The sequence below is a fragment of the Parasutterella excrementihominis YIT 11859 genome, from assembly GCF_000205025.1.
In the GTDB taxonomy this organism is placed as follows: Bacteria; Pseudomonadota; Gammaproteobacteria; order Burkholderiales; family Burkholderiaceae_F; genus Parasutterella; species Parasutterella excrementihominis.
Map to the genome: position 1 here is coordinate 1 of NZ_GL883679.1, position 19,124 is coordinate 19,124.

Genomic DNA, 19,124 nt, shown 5'->3' on the forward strand with positions numbered 1-19,124 from the left:
GACAAATGAAAACAGATGTAAGCAAAGGCCCCGTGGATATGGGACTTTGTGGTTTTCGCTTACATGTCGGCTTCTTTAAGTGGTTTCCTTAACTCCGCCCGAATGTTGTCCATCGCGGAGTAGAAATCCTTCATCATCACGAGGCCGAGAAGCTTGCCCTTATCGGTCACGATAAAGCGGTCATGATCTTCCGGATTTTCTTTAATTGCCCCCGCCAGTTTCAAAGCAAGGACTTCCTTAAATAACGCGCGGTCCAAATCCACACCGTGAACCTCTTTGAAGTACTTGCGGCTGATTCGGCCGGCAAACAGCTGCAGCAGCAGACGGTACTGAAGAATGCTGCGTTTGCCGAAGACCTTTCTTCTTTCGACACCGTTGTTGCCGGAGCCGATTCGTTCGTTATAGCGGCGCAGAGAGAAGGTGTTGACGTAGAGCGAGTCACCTAAGAAGCTGAAAGCTCCCGAGCCGACGCCCAAATACTCATCGTTGTCGATGACGTACTCGTCAAAGCCTTCATTGTTGGATTTCCCGAAGGCCCACGCCGACAGCTGGGTATAGTCCTCTGTCAGCATATCGAGAATCATACGGTACTGACCGGCCATGATGTCGTGAGGTGCCGCAATGGAATCTTTAACACTGCGCTTCGTCTGGCTCGTCACCATCAGCGGATAGGTCGTGATCTGACGGGGAGAGAGCTTCAGCAGCGTTTCCAAGTCGCGGTGAAGAATCTCATCGGTCTGTCCTCGGAATCCGAAAATCATGTCGACGTTGCAGATCGGGAAAAGTTCCTGTGCTTTTGCAATGTTTTCAAAAACTTCCTGCCCTGTGCCGAACTTATCGCGCTCGGTCATTTTCAGAATGCCGTCATCGAAGCTCTGGACCCCGATAGACATACGGTCTACGAGGCCCTCGAGCATATGGATCTGCGGATCACCCATGATCTGAGGATCGGTCTCAACAGACACTTCCTTGATAGACGGAAACAGCTTTTTAGCCAGCTCCAGCGTTTTGGCGAGCTCGTCCATCAGCACGGTCGTTGTACCGCCGCCGACATACATCGACGTGAAGTCATATCCCATGGCACGAACGGCTTCCATTTCTTTGCGCAGATTCACAAAGTATTCGCGAGCCTTGTGCTCCTTGAAAAGGAATCGGTGGAAAGTACAGTAAGAACACAGCGTCTTGCAGAAGGGAATATGCGCGTAAAGCATATATTTGTGTCCCTCCTGAGGGAGCGGGAACTTCTCAAGTACGCAGCGGTCAAGCGTTAAATCTCGGTCGAGGTAGTACTGCATCACCGCTTCGGTACTCTGCAGAACCCACTTCGGCGCAATCGCTTCCGACTTTCCATGCTTGACGTTGCCTTTGTAGGCATTGCGAATTGTTTCGGTGGAACGTTCTTCCATTGTTTCTACCAGTGTTATTTTGCAGACAGACGGTCGATTATACGGAGGTCTCTTTTAGATACGGCTCTTCTTTGCGCCTTTATACATTTCTTCAATGAGATGTCCGTACCTTGCCTGCATCGGAGAACGCTTGAGTTTCAAGGTGGGAGTCAGCAGTCCGTTATCAATCGTCCACTCATCCAAAGTGAGCGCAATGTTTTTGGGTACAGCGTAGGCCGGGAATGTGCGGCACGCTTTCTTGACCATTTCCAGCGCCTTTTTGCGCACGGCAGGGGCATGAATAGATTCCGGATCCTTCGGATCAACACCCTGCTCTGCAGCAAATTTTTTCCACAAAGTCGGATCTAAAGAAATCAGCACAGCAATGTAAGGCATTCCGTCGCCGACCGCATAGGTCTGGCGGAAAAGCGGTATCGTTTCCAATGCACTTTCAATATCGACAGGAGAAATTTTTTCGCCCGTTGAAGTCACAATGATCTCTTTGATTCTGCCGACAATCTTCAGTCGGCCCTCCCCGTCGTAGGCCCCCTGGTCTCCCGTCTTCAACCAGCCGTCTTCAGTAAAGGCATTCTTCGTATCCTTTTCCCGATCCCAGTACCCTTTCATGACCAGGTCACCCTTGATCTGGATTTCTTCCCGCTCACCCAGTCGGATCGACACATCTTTCAGAGCACGGCCGACAGTGGCCGGATCGTTATCAGTCACGTTATTCCCGCTGATGATCGGGGAAGTCTCGGTCATGCCGTAGCCTTGAATCACCGGAAGACCCAGTCCGCAGAAAACCTTAGCCGCCTCAGGGTTAAGAGAAGCACCGCCGCTGATGGCCACGCGCAGCCTTCCGCCGAATTGAGACTTCAGTTTTTCCGAGATCTTCTTACCGACCGTCGCATTGACCAAGCCGCCAAACATTAAACCCTGAGACCCGGCCGTTTTTATCGAATTTTTTTTGCAGAAATTCTGCCATCCGGCGTTAACGGCCATATGGAACAACGCCGCCTGAATTTTGCCTTTCTTGGCAAGCGCGTCATTCAGCTTGGCGTAGATACGCTCATAGACTCTCGGGACAGAAATCAAAACATTGGGCTTCGCAATCTTGAAGTCTTCTGCAAGGTATTGGAGAGAGCGGTTAAATACAATTGTCGAACCTGTTGCCAGCGCCAAGTAGTAACCTGCCGTTCTTTCAAACATATGAGAAAGCGGAAGGAACGAAAGGAATATGTCGCCGATCTCCGGCTTAACATGAGCGAGAGTTGAACGGACGTTGCTTGTGATGTTTTTATGGGTGAGCATCACGCCTTTGGGCCTACCGGTCGTTCCCGACGTATAAACAATACAGGCCAAATCGTCGACTGTGGGCTGCTCCGGCAAAGGAATGTCCTTAGGAGCTCCTTTGAGCCAATCCTTTAATCCTTGAATGAGCTCGGACGCTTCTGTCAGCTCTTCTGTAATGATGACCTTTTTAATCGCAGAAAGGTCAAACCCGGCTTCCTGGATCTTTTCCCATTTGGACTTCTTGTCAGTCACCAAAACGGATGCACCGCTGTCTTGGAGAATGAAAGCGCTCGAGGCAGGAGTGTCAATCGCGTGAAGAGGAACCGGCACGAGAGAGTTGGCCATAGCCGCCTGATCGAAACATACGGCGTTCACACCGTTGGGCAGAAGCATCGCAACACGGTCTCCCCTGTTAAGCCCCAAATCAGCAAACGCTCTCTGCCAATTTTTTACTTTCTCGCCAAGCTCTTTGTACGTGACTGAGACCCACTCTTTTGTTGCCCGATTAAATTCTCTCAGTGCTTCGTCCGACGGTCCTTTCAGAACACGATTCTGAAAGAAATCACAAAGTGTGCTTAAGCTGTTGAGTGCCTCAGCTCGTTGTTCTTTCGTTTCAGTCAACTCTCTCTCCACACAAATATCCCATAGTACTTTCAGCGTAAAGCTGAAATTCTATTGAAAACGATCGAAATTTTAGGTGTTTTCACCAATAAAAAAGCCCTCGCCGATTAGGAACGAAGGCTTTGAACTTCCGCGATTAAATTAAGGCATAACGCGGGCTTCCCAGCCGCTGGTACACTCCGTCACGTAAGGATAAAAATTCTTACTAGCCTGGCACCAGTACATCGTTTTACCCGGAATCGTTGCTGCGGTGACGACAGGAGCCGTCACAACCGGGGCTGCGACTACAGGCGCGGTGACAACCGGCGCCGTCACCGCAGGGGCGGTAACAACCGGAGCTGAAACCACGGGAGCTGTCACGACAGGCGCGGTATAAGTCGGAAGCGTATAGGTCGGTGCGGCGTATGTCGGCGCTACATAGGAAGGCGCCACATATGTCGGAGCTGTATAGGTCGGAGTCGTGGCGTTTGTAATCGCATTGGCCAATCCCAAGCCTAAACCGAGCACCAGCGTCCCTCCGAGGACGTCTCTTCCGAAATCGTGCCATCGATTATGATGATGACGCGGCGGCGGAGGCGGTCCGCCCCAGCCGGGTCCCCGGAAACCGGGCCCGGGTCCGAATCCGGGACCTCCGGGAGGAGGTCCGGGAGGACGAGCGTCAACAGCCGTACAAACAGCCAGACCTAAAGCTGCTAAGCAGGCTGCAGTTCTTATTAATTTCATTCTCATCGCAAGAACCTCTTAATTGTGTTCTTACGTTTATTTTGACTGCTTAGAAAGCCTTTTGGAAGACTTTTAATCGCCCAAAAATACTAATTTGCAAGCGATTGTTTTTCTTCCAGCTCTTCCCACAAGGCGTACTTTTCTTCGAGCTCTTTAGCAATTTTCTGCATCTCATCTCCGTCAGCCCGAATTTGCTCGGGCGCTTTGCTGCCGTAGGACGGCTGCTGCATGAGCTCTACAAGTTCATTCTGACGATTCTCCAACGCCTCTATCTGCCCGGGGAGCTCCTGAAGAAGTTTGTTTTCTTTGTAGCTGAGCCCCGGCTTTGCGTTCCGGCGTCTCGTCTTCTGCGATTTATCGGCTTGAGCTGCAGCCTCCGCGGCTTTCTGCTCTTCTTTTTCTCTCTTGTCCCGCCACTTGAGCCATTCTTCATAGCCTCCGACATAAGAAGTCCAAACACCGTCTTTATCCGGAGCAATCGTTAGCGTCGCGACGTTATCCATAAAAGACCGGTCGTGTGTCACCAATAAAACCGTTCCCGGATATTCCGCCAGAGTCGCCTCAAGCATCTCGATAGATTCGATATCCAAGTCGTTGGTGGGCTCGTCCATGACCAGGAGGTTAGCCGGCTTTGCAAAAAGTTTTGCCAGCAGCAGGCGATTTCTCTCGCCGCCGGAAAGGCTGGAAACTTTGACATTGACGCGATGCGGCGGGAACAGGAATTCGCCAAGGTATCCGATCACGTGCTTTCGGACGCCGCCGACTTCAACCCAGTCAGAGCCGGGAGAAACGGTTTCCTGCAGTGTCTTCGTAGGATCAAGCTCGCTGCGCAGCTGATCGAAATAGGCAATTTGCAGATTCGTCCCCAATTTCACGGTACCGGAGTCCGGTTGCATCTGCCCCAAAATAATTTTAATCAGCGTGCTCTTACCGACGCCGTTAGGACCGAGCAAGCCCAGCTTGTCACCGCGCATCACGCGAAGCGTTAAATCTTTAATCAGGCAGCGGTCGCCGAAACTCTTACTGACACCCTCGAGCTCAGCCACGACTTTGCCGCTTCTCTCTCCAGCGTCCAAGTTAAGATCGAGTGTGCCGATCCGATCCCGTCTTTGCTCACGTTCAATACGCATTTGCTCCAGACGTCTGACGCGACCCTCGTTTCGTGTGCGTCGCGCTTCGATGCCGCGGCGAATCCAAGCTTCTTCCTGAGTCCAAACCTTATCGAAATCAGCCCTTGCCTTGTCTTCCGCCGCTAACTCCTCTTCTTTTCTCCGCTGATAGGCTTCAAAAGAGCCCGGATAGCTGCGAACTACGCCGCGATCCAGTTCCCAAATCGTATCGACGATCCGATTAAGAAACGCACGGTCATGAGTAATCGTCACGAAAGAGCGAGACTTTTTGAATTCATTCAGGATGATATTTTCAAGCTGACGAATCGCGTCAATGTCCAAATGGTTTGTCGGCTCGTCCAGCAAAAGGAGATCTGCATCTAAGGCGAAAGCAAGTGCCAGGGCTGCTTTTTTCTTTTCGCCGCCGGAAGCCTTCTTCAAGTCAAGGTTTTCATCCAGGTCGAACTTATGAAGAAACTCCGACAAGCGGCTTTGAATCTGCCAGCGCATTTTTTCGTCCGGCAGTTCATCCAGCTTCCCTCTAAGCACCAAAGAGTCCATGACGGTCGGTGCTTCCGGAAAGTAAGGCTCCTGTTCTACATAGACAGCATGCAGGCCGTTCTGTGTATGCAGCTCCCCGCCGTCGAGTTTTTCAATACCCGCAAGAACTTTAAGTAAAGAGCTCTTGCCGGTACCGTTGCGGCCGATCAAACCGATTCTCTGACCTGCTTCGACCGTAAGGTCGGCGTTATCGAGAAGCGGCTTATCGCCCCAGGCCAGATGGCCTTCCATCATCGTCACAAAACTCATAAGCCGGCCTCTTCCGCGCTTTCCGTAAACTGAACTAAATCCTCTTCAGAGGCCTTCCCTGTCTTATTTGGGCTAACGACCGTTTTTACAAGCTCTCGCTTCACTTTGCTTCCGCTGTCTTTATCGAAGCTCAGACGTCCGGTCAGTCCATCGGGAACTTCAATGCGTCGTGCCCAGTCAATCCACTTGGTACCTAAGGTCCAGGCATCTACTCCGACAGAAAACATTTGCAGCTCTTCCAGAGATAAATTCTCTCTTTCTCCCTTGTACTGAGCTACCAAAGTGCTTGTGTTCTCCTCGGCCGGAATCTCTAACGTGATCATTCCGTTCAAATCGTTGGACTGAGTTTTGGCCAGCATGGAGTCTTTCTGATGCATCGGATTGCTGTAACTTGTCCCGAAAACCGGAAGCTCAGGCGGCAAATACGGACGAAGCAGGCTGGCATTTTGAGCATTCATGGCAAAAAAAGCGCCTCTGAAGGCCTTTCCTCGCATTTCCTGACGAAGGTAGGCAATCTGATCGGAGGAAATATGACGTCTTTCTGCACCGGCCCCGGCTTTCACCAAAGCGGCTTCCATGGCTCTTGCCAGACGCTCGTCATACGGATCCTGAGTCGTAAGGATTACAAAATTATTCGCTGCCAGATCTGCCTTTTGAGCGGTGTTTTCCACTGCAATCTTCGCAAGCTGCTCGACTTCGCTCTCTGCAGAAATATCGATACTTAAAAATAATTCCGGCGCCGTTTCTCCGGACGGACGATTGATTGCTACGACCGGCAGCGGAAGATAGGGCATTTCCGATATCGTCTGTACGGCGTCTCGCGAAACAGGTCCGATGGCCAGTACTGCCCCGTCGTCGGCTGCTTTCTTTAATACCGCACCGGCATCCTGCGGATTGCTCAGTTCATACTGAACCAACTCACAGGCACCCGAGGCCGTCGCCTCGCGGCTGGCCGCGAGGATTCCCTGCTGAATAGGAGCCGCGGCTTCGGACAGAACGGATCCTTTAGGGGATACAATCAGAGCGATTTTAGTTTTGTTCTGCGATTGAACCTGCGCATCCGTTGTCGGTCCGATCTCGGATTGCTGAGCCGCAGCAGTCGTTACTGCAGCTGCCGTAATAAGGCTCAGAGATACGCGACACAAAATTCTGTTTACCAACGAGGTCAAGATGGACTCCCGAAAATTCCTCTACGACAATAATGAACTGTTCCAAAGCATCTCGCTCCCCTCTCAGGATCTGCCTGCCCCCGCACTTTACGTCGTGGGTCTTCCGATCGGAAATCTCGGCGATATTACCCTCAGAGCGCTTTTGGTCCTCAGCAAGGCAGACTGTATTGCCGCTGAAGACACCCGGGAAACAAGAAAACTTTTGGAGAAGTTTAATATAGAGTCGCACTTGTTCCCTGTCCATCAGCATAACGAGCACAAGGGTGCAGAAAAGGTTTTAACTTATTTGGCCGAAGGCAAGCGGGTTGCGCTCGTCACGGACGCCGGAACGCCTGCGGTTTCCGACCCCGGAACAAAAGTCGTCGCCCAAGTCAGAGGACAAGGTTATCGCGTCATTCCGATCCCCGGCGCCAGCGCTTCAGTAACCGCAGTCTCTGCGGCGGGAATGGCGCCGGAGGGCTTTACATTCCACGGCTTTTTAAACGGCGGAAAAAAGGAGCGCGCAGGTGAACTTCAAAAGTTAATAAACAGCGGCCGCACTTTTATTCTGTACGAAGCGCCCCATCGCTTAGAGAAATTAATTGATGAACTAAGCGAATCCGTCCCGGCAGATCGAAAAATCACAATTGCCCGAGAACTCACGAAAAAATTCGAACAAATCGACAGCCTCTACGCTCCTGATTTACGCGAATGGCTATCCCGCAATCCTCCTAAGGGAGAATACGTCATCGTCGTCGACGCGGCTTCAACCTCAGCGGAGGAGACGTTAAAAGAAGAAGATAAACAATGGATTGACGAGTTAATCCCGCTCCTTCCGGCTGGACAGTTGTCGGCAATCGCAAGTAAAATTTCCCGCTTTCCCAAAAAAATCATTTACAACTACATAGTCAGCAAGAAGAATTCACTAACGACTATGGATTAATAATTTACCCAATCGTGAGTACTAACGTGTCAAACAGCAAAAAACAGAAAGATCACAGCGAACTGGTCGATGAGAAGGTAGAAGTCAGCACCGTCTCCGAGTCCGACGTAGCCGCCTCAAAAGAAGAGGATCCGTTCCACACCGCAGTGGAATCTATTACCTCCTCTCCGGTCACTTCTGAAAAGGAAGCCGAAGAGTACGTCTCCAATCAAACTTTCGCCGCTGCCAACGAGCATGAGATGCAGGCTTTGATCTCCATTCTCGAGGGCGAGGCCCCGGCTGACCGCAAAGCCATCCTGAAGGCTTTGGTGCAGCGTGAAAAATTAAAAGAAGGCGCCAGCAAGAAGACCGAAGTTAATGAAAACGAATTAAACGAAGACTGGAAGCACGGCGGTTATCCCTACAAGAACCGCATGAGCCGCAAGATCTACGAAAAAGAAAAATATCTTCTTCAGGTCGAGCTTCTGAAACTTCAGAACTGGGTCAAGGAGACTGGACAGAAAGTCGTTATTCTGTTCGAAGGCCGCGACGCAGCCGGAAAGGGCGGCACCATCCGTCGCTTCATGGAGCATCTCAATCCCCGCGGAGCACGCGTCGTTGCTTTGGAAAAACCGACTCAGCGTGAGCTCGGTGAATGGTACTTCCAGCGTTACGTAAAACATCTGCCGACTGCCGGTGAAATCGTATTGTTTGACCGCTCCTGGTATAACCGTGCCGGTGTCGAACGCGTCATGGGTTTCTGCACTGATGACCAGTATCTCGAATTCATGCGCGAGTGCCCTGAATTCGAGCGCTTTCTGACCCGCAGCAGAATCTACCTGATCAAGTTCTGGTTCTCCGTCAGTCGCAAGGAACAGAGAAGACGCTTCAAAGAGCGTCAGGTTCATCCGCTCAAGCGCTGGAAACTTTCTCCGATCGATATGGCCTCTCTCGACAAATGGGATGACTACACCAAGGCTAAAGAAGCCATGTTCCTTAATACGGATACCGTGGCCGCCCCCTGGACCGTCATTAAGAGCGACGACAAGAAACGCGCCCGCCTGAACGCCATGCGTTATGTTCTTCAGTCTCTGCCCTACACCGGCAAAGATATGAATGCTATCGGCGCGATTGACCCGCTGATCTTAGGCCGCGCCAACACGATCTATGAAAAGGGCGAACACAGCGACATTCTTCTTCAGCTGAGTACTCATCTCGCCGAAAAGAATACTGAAACAAAGAAAAAATCAAAATAAATCCGGCGCCGCTTAAAGCGGTGTAGAGACACCAAAGGCCGCAGTCGCGGCCTTTTGGTTTTTCTGAAGACGGAACGTCTAGAACTGAAGTTTGTAGGTTCCCATGGTCTCGGCCATCTGAACGACACGCCCGTCAATGGCGTTAAACACATCCTTAAGCTCAGGCGGTTCGTTAAAGCTCAGGACCGTATCAACCGCAAACACCTTGAAGAAGTAACGGTGAGTTCCGATCGGAGGCTTCGGTCCGATGTAGCCCACGGTGCCTCTGCCGTTTACGCCCTCGCAGGAGCCGGGAAAAAGGTTCTCGAGATCAGCGCCTTCCGGAATGGAAAGATCCTGAGCCGGGAGGTTATAGGCGACCCAGTGAACAAAGGTCAGCTTAGGAGCCTCAGGATCCGGCGCATCCGGATCAACACACACCAGCACTAGAGACTGCGTGCCTTTGGGGATATTGGTGATCTCCAGCGGAGGAGACATGTCGCTCCCCTGCTGAGTATATTCTTTCGGGATCGGTGCCCCCGTCGCAAATGCCGGAGACTGAATTTCAAGTTTCTCCATCCCTCAGTTCCTTCTTAGGGTCTCACAGACTGTTCACGGGTCTTGGAGGACTTGATGGCGCGAACAATGCTGTCGAGCTGCTCGGAAATTTCTTCGACAATATTGTTTGCGGTAACAATGCCGCACAGCTTGTCATCTTTGTCGACAACCGGCAGTCTGCGAATGCCCTGCTCGCGCATTCTTGCTAAAGCATCGACGACGGTTTCGTCGGCGCTTGCGGTGCAAACGGGCGCAGACATGACATCTTCAACTTTTAATCCTTTCGGATCTTTCTCTAATGCCACGACTTCAATGCAAATATCACGGTCAGTGATCATTCCGACCGGCTGTCTGTCGTCATTGATGACAACCAGACTTCCTACATGAAGAGCTCGCATGGCTTTAGAACAATCCAAAACAGAAGTTCCCAGTGGAATTGTGGCAACTGTATGTACTGACAAATCGATAATTTTGATAGAACGAGCTCTCATCTATACCTCTTGCTAAAACCTATTGCCCTTACGCTATGTATTTGATCTTTATAAGGGTTCGGGCACTCACCCTCAACACGGTATCATACCAAACCAAAACGGCTCTAAAGCCATGCGGGACCGCTCGAAAACACGGATCTCCGCGCTAAACCTCCTCCGAAGTTTCAGGAGTGATGCGTTCTTTTTCCAGGTCCTTAAAATCAAATAATGACTGATCCAGCAGATGCGACGGAGCAACTCGGGTCAAACTGCGGAAAATGTTCTCCACTCGTCCCGGCGTCTCTCGATCCATCCTTTGGATAATTTCTTTCATTTCACGTCGGCAGACGTCATCGGCTCCGCATAATTTGGGAATGACATCGTAGCCTTTGATGCGGCACCAGCGAGCCAAATCTTTCTCGCGCAGGTACACGAGCGGACGAATCACAATATGCTCCTTTGCGTCGCTTAACAGCTTGGGAGGCATGGACTTAAGGCGTCCGCCATAAAACATGTTCAGCATCAGCGTGCTGACAACATCGTCCAAATGGTGTCCCAGCGCAATCTTCGTGCACTTCTGCTCTCTTGCCACACGATAGATAATGCCTCTTCTCAAACGCGAGCAAAGCGAGCAGAGATTTCGATTATCCGAATACTTCGACTTCACGATGGAAAAAGTGTCCTGATCCTCAATGTGATACGGAACGCCGATCTTCTCCAGGTGCGCAATAAGTCGGTCCAAAGGAAAGTCGGGAAGATGCTGGTTCAGACAAAATGCCAGCAGCTCGAAGCGGATCGGGGCACGTCCCTGCAGACGCACGAGCGCATCAAGCAGTGCATAGCTGTCCTTTCCTCCGGAGACACACACCATCACCTTGTCTCCGTCTTCAATCAGATTGAAATCCGTAATCGCCTGGGCGCAAAGTCTGACCAAGCGCTTCTCGAGTTTTCTGTTTTCAAACGATAAACGCTCTTTCTTCTCCTCGGAAGGTGCCTCTGAAGCGCTCTCTTCCGCAGTTGAAATGTTTTGTTCCGTTTGATCTTTAAGCTCTTCGATTTTGACGGGTTCCATTATTCAGTCTTAATCCTTTCCTTGTCTTTACTAAAAAATGCTTCAACGCCGATGGATTCGGCTTTTGAATATGCATCGGGTTTCTCACTGCCGATCTGAACTGCGGCCACTTCCGGATATTTCAGCAGCCGCTCGGCCGTTCTCTCAAGCAGGGTTTCCTGCAGATCAATGTGGCCTTCCTGAACAACCGCTTCGATAGCTTCAATGACTCTGTCGTAGTTAAACACTTCCGAGAGTTCACTAACCGGCGCCGCCCCTTTCTCTACATATACGGAGACGTTCAATCTTAACCTTTGAGGCAGAAGCCTCTCGTGCTGATACGCACCGATACGAGCCTTCGTTTCATAGCGATTCAGGCTGATCTTCCAATATTTCCCTGAAATAAGCAACGGATCCGAATTCACTCTGAACTCCCTTTATTTCCTATTTCTGTGTCAAAATCTTTCCATGCGTTGGATATTGACTATTTTCATCGGACTCTGCGTCCTCACCTCTGCGATTCCATGGCTCCAAAAGCTTGGAATCGGGCGGCTGCCCGGCGATCTTAACTTCAAGGTCTTCGGCCATCCGATTCAAATTCCGTTAGCCAGTACCATTCTCATTGCCGTCGTGTTAATGCTGATCGGCAAATTTATCTAATGCCTTATCAATCGCTCGGACGGATGCTTCTTCTATCAGCTCCGGTACTCGAGATTTATCCGGCGCTGCTGCAGAAATCGATCTAAAGTCCAAAGATCGGACCGCCTCGGCTGATATCAGCCATTTTTTCTCAGAATCAATATGATGCGCTTCCTTCAACAGGCGCAAAAGCTGAGCAAACCGCTCCGGGCGCCGCAGCGCATCCTTACGACGAAGAACGGAAAGCACTCCTTTCCCGTCAGAGGCGCACTCAAAACCGTCTCGCAGACTTTCCGAAAAAAGTAATGCAAACTCCGTCAGCTTCTTAGGCATTCGGAGTGCCTCCAATAGGGCCGGAAGTTTATTTGGATCGACGGAAGCGACAGATGCCGCAAATTTTTCTTCTTCCGTAAAGCCGGATGAAAGGCCGTCAAGCAGGCTGCGGGAAAGCTCCGTTTGCTTCCATTCGGGATAGACGCGGCCCATAAAACCGTTCGTCTCGAGTTCGTCAAAGAAAATCGAGGGCTTCGCTTCCTTTAACGCCTTACGAATCTCAGCAGTGACGCGCTCGGGGACTAAAGCATCCACCTCGCCGCTTTCTACCATGCGCTTCAGCATCGCCTTGGTTTCTTCTGCAATACGGAACCATGGCAGCTTCGCACGGAAGCGGCTCACCCTCAAAACCCGCAAAGGATCCTCTTCAAAGGCAGCGCTCACATGCCGCAGGACTCCTTTTTTCAAGTCTTCGAAACCGCCGTAGGGATCAATAAGGTGTCCCTCTTCATCCATCGCCATTGCGTTGACGGTAAGGTCGCGCCGCAAGAGATCCTGCTCCAGCGTAACGGAAGGATCGGCAAAAAAAGTAAAGCCTTTATACCCGTGCCCGCTTTTTCGTTCGGTCCTCGCAAGAGCGTATTCTTCGTGTGTCTTCGGATGCAGAAACACCGGAAAATCATTACCGACGGGAACAAAATTTAATCGAAGCATCTCTTCCGGCGTTGCCCCTGTGACAACCCAGTCTTTGTCGTTGCTCTGTATGGGGTGTCCAAGCTCGGTGAGCAGCTTGTCTCTGACCCAACCGCCTACAATGTATTTCTTGAGAGACATAACTTAGTTCCTAGATACCGCAGGATCGATCATAGTATGGACAAAAAAAGTGAACGTGCCCGAGTATTAAAAGAGAGAAATGCCTTAAGTACGGCAAAACGCGGGGAACTCAATCACGCTTTGTGCAGCTTCCTCAGTGATTTCTTAGATTCTGTGAAAGTTCAGACAATCGGCGCCTTTCTCCCTATCGGCTCCGAACCGGACATCTCTGAGGTATTAAAAAATTGGCTTCGCGCCGGCGCGGCTCGTCAGGTATTCCTCCCTGTGACAGAGGGCAAAACGATGCGCTTTGCATTTTGGGATCCTGCGAAGCCTCTGAAGATCGGCCGCTTCAGCGTGCCGGAACCCACATCGGATCTTTTTTCCGAACCTCCGCTCCTCCTCGTCCCTTGCGTAGCCCTAAATAAACAAGGTTACCGGCTCGGTTACGGAGCCGGCTACTATGACCGCTATCTGGCTGCCTGCGCGGAGAAACCGTTTACCGTAGGTATCTGTTTCTCCGAATTTTGCGGTTTAGATTTTGAAGCCCAGACCTTTGACGCCAAACTCAATGCTGTCATCTCTGATTCGGGCTTCAGCCGCTTCTAACGGTTATTCCTGGGTCAGTTCGTCAAGGGCTGACTGAACCTCAGCCTCGGTAGCCTCTGCGTCAAGCTGACAGAAAATGCCCTTCAGTGCTCCGAGGCCGGAAGCCTTAAAGCTCTGGAGATGGGCGCCGACCTCTTTACCGGATGGAAGACCGCCGGCGGTCAGCAGAGTCTTTCCCTGACCATTGACGAGCTTGAAGTAAAAGAGTCCGTCCTTTTCTCTGTACTGTTTCAGAGAGGCTTTGCTCTTCTTAGCCTTTACAGCAGCCTTCTTCGCCTGCAGCGGTTTAAAGGCCCTTAAGCCCACAGCATTGCGGCACCGGTCCACAAGCGCACGAGCCATCGGACGAATTCTTTCAACGCCTTCGCGAAGGATCGCCTCTACTTTTTCCGGCTCCTGCATGTAGGCTTCATAGCGCTCACGCATCGGACCGATTTCGGAATTAATTTTTTCGAAAACGATCACTTTGGCTTCGCCCCAGCCGAGACCTTCCTGCAGCTTCCTGCGGAATTCGTTTCGCTCTTCATGTGTTGCAAACGCATCGTAAAGAGCAGTAAGAGACGTCGAATCCGGATCTTTAGGCTCTCCCGGAAGCTTCGAGTCCGTCACGATCTTCATAATTGCTTCACGCAGGGCTTTTTCTCCGCCTTCAAAGAGAGGAATTACGTTGTCATAGCTCTTACTCATCTTGCGGCCGTCTAAGCCCGGAAGGATGGCGGTGTCTTCGTCAATCAGCGCTTCGGGCAGCGGGAAAATCTCCTCTCCGTTTCCGTACATCTGATTGAATCGTGTCGCGATGTCTCGGCACATTTCAATGTGCTGGATCTGATCACGGCCGACCGGAATAAAATTGGCCTTGAATATCAAGATATCCGCAGCCATCAGGATCGGATAGCAAAACAGACCCATGGTCACGTTGTTGTCCGGATCTTCGCCTGCGGCTTCGTTGGCTTCGACCTTAGCTTTATAAGCATGAGCTCGGTTCATCAGCCCCTTGGACGTCACACAATTCAAAATCCAATTGAGCTCCAGCGTCTCAGGAAGATCACTCTGACGATAAAAGTGCACGCGTTTCGGATCCAATCCGCAGGCCAGCCAAGTCGCAGCAATCTGGATACGGCTTTTTTCAACGCGATCCGGATCACTTGTCTTAATCAAAGCATGATAGTCAGACAAGAAGTAAAAACTTTCCGTACCTTCAGCCCGGCTTTTCTGGATCGCCGGACGAATAGCGCCGACATAATTTCCCAGATGAAGTGTGCCGCTGGGCGTCACACCGGTTAAAACACGTACTGTCATCTTGATTCCTTTTCTGCTAGAGGTCAAACAATTTATCTTATAAAAAAATGTCCCCGCGAGCGTAACTCCGGGGACTGATTTGAGGGAGAAATTAGGCTAAACCGGCCGCTTTCCGAAGCGCTTGGGCTTTATCCGTACGCTCCCAGGTGAACTCCGGTTCCTCTCTTCCGAAGTGACCGTAAGCGGCGGTCTTAGAGTAGATCGGACGCTGCAGATCAAGCATCTTGATAATGCCGGCAGGTCTCAGATCAAAATGTTCTCTAACCAGTTCGGCGATCTTTTCATCCGGAATGACGCCGGTGCCCTCGGTGTAAACCGTGATGTTCACAGGGTTGGCAACACCGATGGCGTATGCAACCTGGATCTGGCACTGTCTTGCCAGACCGGCGGCAACGATGTTCTTAGCCACATAGCGGCAGGCATAAGCCGCAGAGCGGTCCACCTTTGTAGGATCCTTACCGGAGAAGGCACCGCCGCCGTGAGGGCAGGCTCCGCCGTAGGTGTCCACAATGATCTTACGGCCGGTCAGACCGCAGTCACCCTGAGGTCCGCCGACAACAAAGCGTCCGGTCGGGTTAATCAAGAACTTCGTGTCCTTCAGCATTTCGGGCGGGAACACGGGGCGAACGATCTTATCGATCACAGCCTGAACGAATTCAGGCTTCATCTTGTCGCCTTCACTCATTTCAGGAGCGTGCTGAGTAGAAAGAACGACTGTCTCGACTGAAACAGGGCGGCCGTCCACGTAACGCATCGTCACCTGGCTCTTGGCGTCCGGGCGAAGGTAAGGCATCTCGCCGGTTCTTCTCATCAAAGACTGCTGTTCAACCAGACGGTGAGCGTAATAGATAGGAGCAGGCATCAGCGCGTCCGTTTCGTCACAGGCGTAGCCGAACATCAGACCCTGGTCACCGGCGCCTTTTTCAAGCGGATCGTCCTGAGCTTTATCGACGCCCTGAGCGATGTCGGGGGACTGTTTATCATAAGCAACCAAGACTGCACAGCCTTTATGGTCAATACCGTAGCTGCTGTCGTCGTAACCGATGCGCTTCAATGTGTCGCGAACGATCTTGGTGTAATCCACATTGGCTGTGGTCGAAATTTCGCCGGCGAGCATGACGGTGCCGGTTGTGCACAGAGTCTCAGCGGCAACTCGAGCTGTCGGATCCTGTTCCAGGATAGCGTCGAGAATGGCGTCCGAAATTTGGTCGGCGACTTTATCGGGATGGCCTTCGGATACGGACTCCGAAGTAAAAAGGTATTCTTTTGCAGACTTGTTCATAAGAGCTGACTCCGAAAATTTTTCTAAAAATCATCAATAGGAGGCAGCGTCGCGGAAGCTATCTTCCGGACGCTTTAGCGGAATTTGTTAATCGCCCCGCAAGTTGTCCTTTAACTCGGCGAACGTAGAACTATAATCCTCTGACCTGCGATTATCAAGCAGAAGAAGTCCGTTGCTTAATAATTTAGCAACCTTTTGTTTACAGAAGCTTAATTTTGATCCATGGCAAAGAAATCTGCACTGAATTTACTCATTTCCAAGACCTGTGTCGCGCTGGTCAACGGCATGTCCGGATGGAAACAGACAAGCCGCACGCGTTTAGCTAATTTTCTTGCCTCAGTCACCTGGTACGTGCTTGCAAGACGCAGAAAGATTGCTCTGACGAATCTTCGTCTCTGCTTTCCGGAGTGGTCCGAACAAAAACGTGTTGAAACCGCAAAGGGTGTCTTCCGCAACCTTATCCGCGCCGCGCTAGACCACAGCGTTCTTGCAAAAGGCACCGAAGCTCAGGTTTTGGAAATGGTTAAATTCGAGGGAAAAGAACAGTTCGAAGAGCTCTGCAAGACCGATAAAGTCATCATCGTCGCACCGCACTTTGTCGGATTAGATGCGGGCGGCATTGCTATGAATACAATCGTGCGGGGAGCCTCTCTGTATCAGACCCAGTCAAATCCTGTTTGGGATAAATGGGCTTTTGACGCACGAAAACGCTTCTCTGATCCCGTTCTCATTCCGAAATCCAACTCGGCCATGAAAGAAGTCATTCGCGCCCTTCGGGCCTCCCTGCCTTTCTACTATCTTCCGGATATGGACCACGGTGCGCGCAACTCGGTTTTCGTCCCCTTCTTCGGTGTCCAAGCGGCGACGCTTCCCATGGTTTCGAAACTGGCAAAGTTAACGGGTGCCAAGGTGATTTGGGGTATCGCGGAAACGACGCCTGAAGGCTACGTCATGCACTTATCCAAACCCTTGGAGAACTTTCCGACAAGCGACGCCACAGCCGACACGCTGCGCCTCAACCAAGAACTTGAACAATTTATTCTCAAGCATCCCGATCAATACCTTTGGACACACCGCCGCTTTAAGACCCGTCCGGAAGGAGAACCTTCGGTTTATTAAATAGTTACCTTATTTTTCACGCGGCAAACCACCGCCCCGAAATGAAGCCTGCTAAGTTATAGAGACTTCCAAAAGGCGTACGGTAGAGAAATCGGCGGGATTCATTCTCGGGCAGCGGCCGGAGAAACCCACAGACACAATTCTGAGGACGCCGAAGAAGAGAGCTCTTTCCTTCAATTATCGGAAAGAGAATGTCAGAATGTAGGGTCTAACTATTTTATCGGGCAAGCCGTGAAGATTAAATTCACAAAAATGCATGGAGCAGGCAACGATTTCGTTGTCTTGGACTGCACTAGAGAACCTTTCTCGTTAACTCCTCAGCAGCTGCGCTTCCTGGCTGATCGGCATTTCGGAATCGGCGCCGATCAAATTTTGGTCGTAGAGCCTGCCGAAGCCGGCGAAGCCGACTTTAAATATCGTATTTTCAACGCCGACGGCGGAGAGGTAGAACAATGCGGAAACGGTGCTCGCTGTTTCGTGAAGTTTGTCTATAACAAAGGACTGACCGAAAAAAAACGCATCCGTGCCAAGACCATGAAGGGTGTTATAGAGCTTGAGCTCAAAGAGGACGGAATGGTACGTGTTTCCATGGGCACACCTTCCTTCGAGCCCTCCTCACTGCCCTTTAACCCGCAGGGGCTCCCTTCTCGTGAGATCCGCGGCTTTAAGCAGTGGGCGGTCCGTTATAAAGGCGAACTGGTTTGGTTCTCTGTCTGCTCCATGGGCAACCCGCACGTCACGATTGTCACTGATGATATCGAGTCCGCCCCGGTGAAAGAATTAGGTCCCTTCATCGAAAACCATCCCGCATTTCCTCGTCGAGTAAACGTCGGTTTTATTCAGCCGATCACCGAACACGAAGCCAACGTTCGTGTTTGGGAACGCGGCGCCGGCGAGACTTTGGCCTGCGGCACAGGCAATTGTGCTGCGGCAGCCACCTCGATCGAGCTCGGCGTTCTGAGTTCTCCGATCCTTACTCATAATAGAGGCGGGGATCTCCGTTTGGCCTGGGAGGGAGAAGGCGAAGACGTAGAACTCTTCGGTCCCGCCGTAACCGTTTTTGATAGTGAGATTGAAGTCCCATGAGCGAAAATCCAACCGTAGTCGATTTTGTCATCGACTACCTAAGAGCCAATCCTGATTTCCTTTTACGGCATCCGGAGCTCTTTCTGCATCTCAGCCTGCCCGGTCAAGCACCGGACGGAAGCCGCACGCCGGCGGAATGTCAAAACGAAGCACTGAAAGCCGCGCTTTCCTCCTGCCAAATCAAAGAGGAAGAGCGCAGGCTTCGGGAATCAAGTCTTAGCTCGGATGCAAAAAGCGAAGAAATTATTCGCTTTGCGACCGATTTACTCGCCTGCCACTCGCAGGTTGAGCTTCCCAATCTCGTCCTGAGTTTCTTTATTTCTGAATTCAAGGCCGCTCACGGGCTGCTTCGCCTGTGGCCGGTGAAACCCAATTTCTCTTTCTTCCCGTTTGCGGAACGTTTGGGGCCGGACGTAGAAGCCGCCTTGGATTCAATCGAAAATTTCTATTTAGGCGAAAATTACGGTGACGAGGTGGCCCATTGGCTCAAGATCGACCCTGTTGAAACACGCGGCGTTCTCATTCTTCCGCTGCGCGGCCATACCGGAGCCGTATTCGGCATGATCTGCCTGTGCGATGCGGATGAAAAGAAATTCACACAGGGCACGTCTCCTAAATTTTTGAAAATGGCAGCTAAGGTTGCCGAAACCGCATTAACTCCCCTGATCAATTGAGTATT

The 19,124-nt window shown here is 51.3% G+C and carries 19 protein-coding genes; 7 read left to right on the plus strand and 12 right to left on the minus strand.

The features are described 5' to 3' along the window. Positions 1-59: 59 nt before the first annotated feature. From HMPREF9439_RS01370 to HMPREF9439_RS01390, 5 genes are all read right to left on the minus strand, one after another. Complete coding sequence (locus tag HMPREF9439_RS01370; protein ID WP_008810232.1) at positions 60-1,406, minus strand: coproporphyrinogen III oxidase family protein; 1,347 nt, start codon at positions 1,404-1,406, stop codon at positions 60-62. 54 nt (positions 1,407-1,460) lie between these two features. After that, positions 1,461-3,299, minus strand: coding sequence for an AMP-dependent synthetase/ligase (locus HMPREF9439_RS01375; RefSeq protein ID WP_021867811.1), 1,839 nt, complete (start codon positions 3,297-3,299; stop codon positions 1,461-1,463). A 141-nt stretch (positions 3,300-3,440) separates the two neighbouring features. Further along, the gene (locus HMPREF9439_RS01380; RefSeq protein WP_240141147.1) at positions 3,441-4,022 is read right to left on the minus strand and encodes a hypothetical protein; all 582 of its coding nucleotides are present in this window, start codon (positions 4,020-4,022) and stop codon (positions 3,441-3,443) included. A gap of 89 nt (positions 4,023-4,111) precedes the next feature. Continuing rightward, the gene (locus tag HMPREF9439_RS01385; RefSeq protein ID WP_008863424.1) at positions 4,112-5,941 is read right to left on the minus strand and encodes an ATP-binding cassette domain-containing protein; all 1,830 of its coding nucleotides are present in this window, start codon (positions 5,939-5,941) and stop codon (positions 4,112-4,114) included. After that, a complete protein-coding gene (locus HMPREF9439_RS01390; protein WP_008810236.1) occupies positions 5,938-7,110 on the minus strand; it encodes a penicillin-binding protein activator in 1,173 nt (390 codons plus the stop codon). Before HMPREF9439_RS01390 ends, HMPREF9439_RS01385 begins: the two co-directional genes overlap by 4 nt. Before the next feature lies 1 nt (position 7,111). Here HMPREF9439_RS01390 and rsmI point away from each other — a divergent pair, with 1 nt between their 5' ends. Beyond that, positions 7,112-8,032, plus strand: coding sequence for a 16S rRNA (cytidine(1402)-2'-O)-methyltransferase (gene rsmI / locus HMPREF9439_RS01395; RefSeq protein ID WP_008863426.1), 921 nt, complete (start codon positions 7,112-7,114; stop codon positions 8,030-8,032). Positions 8,033-8,058: 26 nt separating this feature from the next. Next, positions 8,059-9,267 carry a polyphosphate kinase 2 gene (gene ppk2, locus HMPREF9439_RS01400; protein WP_008863427.1) on the plus strand — a complete coding sequence of 403 codons (1,209 nt, stop codon included), beginning with the start codon at positions 8,059-8,061 and terminating at the stop codon, positions 9,265-9,267. 78 nt (positions 9,268-9,345) lie between these two features. Here the strand turns inward: ppk2 and HMPREF9439_RS01405 are convergent, their stop codons facing one another. From HMPREF9439_RS01405 to HMPREF9439_RS01420, 4 genes are all read right to left on the minus strand, one after another. Continuing rightward, positions 9,346-9,825: a YbhB/YbcL family Raf kinase inhibitor-like protein gene (locus HMPREF9439_RS01405; RefSeq protein ID WP_008810239.1), complete on the minus strand. Its 480-nt coding sequence runs from the start codon at positions 9,823-9,825 to the stop codon at positions 9,346-9,348. 14 nt (positions 9,826-9,839) lie between these two features. Next, entirely contained in the window at positions 9,840-10,295 is a 456-nt protein-coding gene (locus tag HMPREF9439_RS01410) for a CBS domain-containing protein (protein WP_008810240.1), read from the minus strand. A 145-nt stretch (positions 10,296-10,440) separates the two neighbouring features. Beyond that, positions 10,441-11,346, minus strand: a complete 906-nt coding sequence (gene ttcA / locus HMPREF9439_RS01415) for a tRNA 2-thiocytidine(32) synthetase TtcA (RefSeq protein WP_008863429.1) — start codon at positions 11,344-11,346, stop codon at positions 10,441-10,443. Further along, a complete protein-coding gene (locus tag HMPREF9439_RS01420) occupies positions 11,346-11,750 on the minus strand; it encodes a dihydroneopterin aldolase (protein WP_008810242.1) in 405 nt (134 codons plus the stop codon). Before HMPREF9439_RS01420 ends, ttcA begins: the two co-directional genes overlap by 1 nt. A gap of 43 nt (positions 11,751-11,793) precedes the next feature. Between HMPREF9439_RS01420 and HMPREF9439_RS01425 the strand changes: the two genes are divergently transcribed. Then, complete coding sequence (locus HMPREF9439_RS01425; protein WP_008810243.1) at positions 11,794-11,985, plus strand: DUF2905 domain-containing protein; 192 nt, start codon at positions 11,794-11,796, stop codon at positions 11,983-11,985. Here the strand turns inward: HMPREF9439_RS01425 and HMPREF9439_RS01430 are convergent. After that, positions 11,959-13,071: a tRNA nucleotidyltransferase/poly(A) polymerase-related protein gene (locus HMPREF9439_RS01430; protein WP_008863431.1), complete on the minus strand. Its 1,113-nt coding sequence runs from the start codon at positions 13,069-13,071 to the stop codon at positions 11,959-11,961. The two genes, HMPREF9439_RS01425 and HMPREF9439_RS01430, sit on opposite strands and share 27 nt — an antisense overlap. 36 nt (positions 13,072-13,107) lie before the next feature. Here HMPREF9439_RS01430 and HMPREF9439_RS01435 point away from each other — a divergent pair, with 36 nt between their 5' ends. Next, positions 13,108-13,659, plus strand: coding sequence for a 5-formyltetrahydrofolate cyclo-ligase (locus HMPREF9439_RS01435; protein WP_008810245.1), 552 nt, complete (start codon positions 13,108-13,110; stop codon positions 13,657-13,659). A gap of 3 nt (positions 13,660-13,662) precedes the next feature. Here the strand turns inward: HMPREF9439_RS01435 and HMPREF9439_RS01440 are convergent, their stop codons facing one another. Both HMPREF9439_RS01440 and metK read right to left on the minus strand, forming a co-directional pair. Continuing rightward, complete coding sequence (locus tag HMPREF9439_RS01440; RefSeq protein ID WP_008863432.1) at positions 13,663-14,958, minus strand: tryptophan--tRNA ligase; 1,296 nt, start codon at positions 14,956-14,958, stop codon at positions 13,663-13,665. A gap of 91 nt (positions 14,959-15,049) precedes the next feature. Beyond that, positions 15,050-16,240, minus strand: coding sequence for a methionine adenosyltransferase (gene metK / locus HMPREF9439_RS01445; protein WP_008810247.1), 1,191 nt, complete (start codon positions 16,238-16,240; stop codon positions 15,050-15,052). A 222-nt stretch (positions 16,241-16,462) separates the two neighbouring features. On the opposite strand from metK, the gene HMPREF9439_RS01450 reads away from it, so the two are divergent. The 3 genes from HMPREF9439_RS01450 (at position 16,463) to HMPREF9439_RS01460 (ending at position 19,119) form a co-directional block, all read left to right on the plus strand. Beyond that, a complete protein-coding gene (locus HMPREF9439_RS01450) occupies positions 16,463-17,359 on the plus strand; it encodes a lysophospholipid acyltransferase family protein (protein ID WP_008863433.1) in 897 nt (298 codons plus the stop codon). A 231-nt stretch (positions 17,360-17,590) separates the two neighbouring features. After that, a complete protein-coding gene (dapF, locus tag HMPREF9439_RS01455) occupies positions 17,591-18,445 on the plus strand; it encodes a diaminopimelate epimerase (protein ID WP_008810249.1) in 855 nt (284 codons plus the stop codon). Continuing rightward, entirely contained in the window at positions 18,442-19,119 is a 678-nt protein-coding gene (locus HMPREF9439_RS01460; protein WP_008810250.1) for a DUF484 family protein, read from the plus strand. Before dapF ends, HMPREF9439_RS01460 begins: the two co-directional genes overlap by 4 nt. Positions 19,120-19,124 lie beyond the last annotated feature (5 nt).

Bases quoted from the DNA above. Each gene is read 5' to 3' on its own strand.
- HMPREF9439_RS01370 (WP_008810232.1), bottom strand. From the start codon at position 1,406: ATGGAAGAACGTTCCACCGAAACAATTCGCAATGCCTACAAAGGCAAC.
- HMPREF9439_RS01380 (WP_240141147.1), bottom strand. From the start codon at position 4,022: ATGAAATTAATAAGAACTGCAGCCTGCTTAGCAGCTTTAGGTCTGGCT.
- HMPREF9439_RS01385 (WP_008863424.1), bottom strand. From the start codon at position 5,941: ATGAGTTTTGTGACGATGATGGAAGGCCATCTGGCCTGGGGCGATAAG.
- rsmI (WP_008863426.1), top strand. From the start codon at position 7,112: ATGGACTCCCGAAAATTCCTCTACGACAATAATGAACTGTTCCAAAGC.
- HMPREF9439_RS01405 (WP_008810239.1), bottom strand. From the start codon at position 9,825: ATGGAGAAACTTGAAATTCAGTCTCCGGCATTTGCGACGGGGGCACCG.
- HMPREF9439_RS01410 (WP_008810240.1), bottom strand. From the start codon at position 10,295: ATGAGAGCTCGTTCTATCAAAATTATCGATTTGTCAGTACATACAGTT.
- ttcA (WP_008863429.1), bottom strand. From the start codon at position 11,346: ATGGAACCCGTCAAAATCGAAGAGCTTAAAGATCAAACGGAACAAAAC.
- HMPREF9439_RS01425 (WP_008810243.1), top strand. From the start codon at position 11,794: ATGCGTTGGATATTGACTATTTTCATCGGACTCTGCGTCCTCACCTCT.
- HMPREF9439_RS01430 (WP_008863431.1), bottom strand. From the start codon at position 13,071: ATGTCTCTCAAGAAATACATTGTAGGCGGTTGGGTCAGAGACAAGCTG.
- HMPREF9439_RS01435 (WP_008810245.1), top strand. From the start codon at position 13,108: ATGGACAAAAAAAGTGAACGTGCCCGAGTATTAAAAGAGAGAAATGCC.
- HMPREF9439_RS01440 (WP_008863432.1), bottom strand. From the start codon at position 14,958: ATGACAGTACGTGTTTTAACCGGTGTGACGCCCAGCGGCACACTTCAT.
- metK (WP_008810247.1), bottom strand. From the start codon at position 16,240: ATGAACAAGTCTGCAAAAGAATACCTTTTTACTTCGGAGTCCGTATCC.
- HMPREF9439_RS01450 (WP_008863433.1), top strand. From the start codon at position 16,463: ATGGCAAAGAAATCTGCACTGAATTTACTCATTTCCAAGACCTGTGTC.
- HMPREF9439_RS01460 (WP_008810250.1), top strand. From the start codon at position 18,442: ATGAGCGAAAATCCAACCGTAGTCGATTTTGTCATCGACTACCTAAGA.